This window comes from Chamaesiphon polymorphus CCALA 037, from assembly GCF_003003845.1.
Taxonomy (GTDB): domain Bacteria; phylum Cyanobacteriota; class Cyanobacteriia; order Cyanobacteriales; family Chamaesiphonaceae; genus Chamaesiphon; species Chamaesiphon polymorphus.
Window position 1 is genome coordinate 1 of sequence record NZ_PVWO01000650.1, and the last position, 2,682, is coordinate 2,682.

The following is a 2,682-nucleotide window of genomic DNA, read 5'->3' on the forward strand; positions in this document are numbered from 1 at the left end:
ACTTCAATCTCTTAGAGCAACAGCAAATCGAGTCAGAATTCCGTCGCTTCCAAGAACGACAACAACTCAATCGCCAGACGATCGAAAGCTCGATGGACGATTTAGTGGGAGTATTGGAACCCTCAATCTCCGAAGTACCGACTGTTGGCAATAACTTGTCGATCGCGGCAGGGGCAGTAGGTAAAGCCATGGGCATTAAGATTTTACCGATACCAGCCTCCGAAGACAGCGATCGAATCAAAGATCCAGTCGAAGCGATCGCCCGCGCTTCGCAGTGTCGAACTCGGCGAGTATCGCTAACTGGGGAATGGTGGAAACAGGAACACGGTGCCATCTTGGCTTACACCAAAGCCGATCTCCCAGTTGCTTTATTACCACAATCGGGTAATCGTTACCAGGTCTTCGATCCAGAGCTAGGAACCAAAACGAGCCTGAATGCTGATAAGATCGCCAATCTCCAAACCGAAGCCTACGTATTTTACCGACCGCTGCCCTTATTTGTTGACAATGCCGTCCAGATTTTTATGTTTGGCATTAAGGGCCATGAAATCGATGTTGTCTTTATTTTTGCCTTGGGGATCGTGACATCGTTACTGGGGATGGTGACTCCCCAAGCTACGGCAATGTTAGTCAACGATGCCATTCCCGACAGCAACACTAACCTCCTCCTCCAACTAGGATTGGCTCTATTTGCTGCCGCTTTCGGTCAAGCCGCCTTTAATCTATCACAACAAATTATTACGCTTAGAGTAGAAAGTGCTGCCGATGCGTCGCTTCAGCCCGCTCTATGGGATCGAGTGCTCAAATTGAGTCCAGGATTCTTTAGAGAATATTCCTCTGGAGATCTCGTCACTCGGGTGATGGCGATCGGTCAAATTCGCTCTCATCTGAGCGGTTCGACCCAAAAGGCACTCTTAGGCGGTCTCTTCGCACTCCTCAACCTGGGGTTGATGTTTACTTATAGCGTCCCACTCGCATTGGTAGGAGTGGGGCTGAGTATCGTCGTGAGTATTGTCACGGTTGTCTCCAGTCGGATCACCGTCAAAAAACAACGGACTCAAGAGCAAATCGATGGAGACATAGATGGGCTGACAGTCGAACTGATCCAGGGTGTATCTAAGTTGCGGGTTGCGGCTGCTGAAGAGCGGGCATTTGGATCTTGGGCCAAAAAATACCACGAACGCATGAAACTAGAATCATCGATCAAACACATCGATGATAGCCTGAGTGTTTTCAATGAAGTGTTACCCACGATCGGTTCTGTCTTGATATTTTGGTTTGCGATTCTGTTTATCCAAATTGCCGTCTCTGAAAATAAGCCAGGTGGACTCTCAGCAGGAACATTTTTGGCATTTAATACCGCCTTTTCCACTTATCTCAGTGGCGCGATCGAAATTAGTAACACCCTCAGTAATATTTTAGAAGTCATTCCCCTGTGGGAACGCGCCAAACCGATTATCCAAACAACAATGGAGTCCGATCCCAGCAAGGCCGATCCAGGGCGATTGACAGGGCGGATTGCGCTAGAACACGTCAATTTTCGCTATCGGGAAGATGGCCCACTCATCCTCAATAATGTCAGCGTCCATGCCGATCCAGGCGAATTTATCGCGCTCGTCGGCCCCAGTGGCAGCGGCAAATCGACCGTATTTCGCTTATTATTAGGCTTCGAGCACCCCGCTAGCGGTACTGTTACTTACGATGGGCAAGATCTAGCTGGACTCGAAGTTCAAGCGGTACGACGTCAATTAGGCGTGGTATTGCAAAATGTCCGCATCTCCACAGCTCCAATTTTTGACAGCATCGCTGCTGGGGCATTAGTAACTTTAGACGAAGCCTGGGAAGCCGCTCGAATGGCAGGTTTTGATGCAGATATTAAAGATATGCCGATGGGAATGCATACGATCGTGAGCGAGGGGGGCACCAATCTTTCGGGCGGACAACGACAAAGACTCTTAATCGCCCGCTCGCTGGTCTTAAAACCCAAAATTCTGCTGATGGATGAGGCGACAAGTGCCCTCGACAATCAAACTCAAACCATTGTCACAGATAGTTTAGATCGGATGAATGCAACTCGCGTCGTCATCGCTCACCGTCTGAGTACGATTCGGAATGCCGATCGCATTTATGTGGTGGAAGCAGGGATTGTCGTGCAATCGGGTACTTTTGATGAGTTGGTAAATCAAGAAGGACTATTTGCACGATTAGTTGCCAGACAGTTAGACTAATCCATAATCCACTGCTTTAAGACGGTAAATTGAGGATTTTGCGGCTGAGTTAGATTCAAGCGATACTTAATCGTCGGCGAACTATTACCGTTGCCATCGTGGATCTGAACGTTAAAAACTTTCGCACTGCCCCGCTCGACTCGATCGAGATACCAGTTTGGTTTGTAACTAACCGATTTGGCAGACGTACCTTGTAATAAACACAGCGAACCACTACCATCGTTAGTACTAGAGTATACAAGCTTGTAAGATTTACCTCGATCGGTAAAATTAAAAGTCTGCCTAATCGTCCATTGTTCTGGAGCTGTTGGTGCGGGTTGACATCGATCGTTCAATCCGTTAAATTCACTAGCCAGGACGGGTGTCATTAAGCCAGTGCAGGCGATCGCCAGTAAGGTCGAAATTAGCTTCATGAGGCTGATTGGTAAAGTTAAAATTGATAATATCTAACTAC

The 2,682-nt window shown here is 47.9% G+C and carries 2 protein-coding genes; one reads left to right on the top strand and one right to left on the bottom strand.

The genetic code is table 11. The features are described from left to right. Nucleotides 1–2,228, top strand: a 2,228-nt coding sequence (locus tag C7B77_RS27760; RefSeq protein ID WP_106312678.1) for an NHLP bacteriocin export ABC transporter permease/ATPase subunit, incomplete at its 5' end; no start/stop codon positions are given. Here C7B77_RS27760 and C7B77_RS27765 read toward each other — a convergent pair. Continuing rightward, nucleotides 2,225–2,641, bottom strand: coding sequence for a hypothetical protein (locus C7B77_RS27765; protein ID WP_106312681.1), 417 nt, complete (start codon nt 2,639–2,641; stop codon nt 2,225–2,227). The genes C7B77_RS27760 and C7B77_RS27765 overlap by 4 nt on opposite strands. Nucleotides 2,642–2,682: the final 41 nt, after the last annotated feature.

Excerpts from the sequence above, each read along its gene's own strand:
- C7B77_RS27765 (WP_106312681.1), bottom strand. The coding sequence starts at position 2,641 with ATGAAGCTAATTTCGACCTTACTGGCGATCGCCTGCACTGGCTTAATG.